Below are 478 nucleotides of genomic sequence, written 5' to 3'. Positions count from 1 at the left end.
CTGCGCAGCAACCGCGCCGACCTGATGCTGGTCACCCTGCTGCCGCTGCTGATGCTGGCGGTGATGGCATGGATGTTCACGCCCTCGGTGATGCGCGATATCCCGATCGCCGTGGTCGACCTCGACCACAGCAGTGACAGCCGCCTGCTCCTGCGCATGCTCGACGCCAGTCCCGGCGTGCGCGTCGCCAGCCAACCGATCGATCTGGAAGAAGCACGTTCGCAGCTGCGCAGGCTGGACGTGTTCGCGATCGTGCTGGTGCCGCGCGATGTCACCCGGCAGGCGCTGCGTGGGCGCCAGGGCACGGTGTTTGCCTATTACAACGCCACCTACATGACCACCGGCCAGTCGGCGTCGCGCGACATCGGCGACGCGGTTTCCGCATGGAACGCACGCCTGCTGCGCGAGCGCATCGGCCTGCAGGTCGGCCCGGGCAAGCTGCGCGCGGCACCCATCGCGGTGCAGTCGGACATTCTGT

1 protein-coding gene is annotated in these 478 nt (G+C 68.0%); it reads left to right on the top strand.

What is annotated here, in order from left to right; translation table 11 throughout:
• Positions 1-478: ABC transporter permease (locus tag EN850_RS33520; protein WP_136092933.1), on the top strand; the 478-nt coding region annotated here is incomplete at both ends.

Source organism: Mesorhizobium sp. M8A.F.Ca.ET.207.01.1.1, from assembly GCF_004794715.1.
Classification (GTDB): Bacteria; Pseudomonadota; Alphaproteobacteria; order Rhizobiales; family Rhizobiaceae; genus Mesorhizobium.
This window is presented reverse-complemented; position numbering and strand designations above follow the sequence as displayed.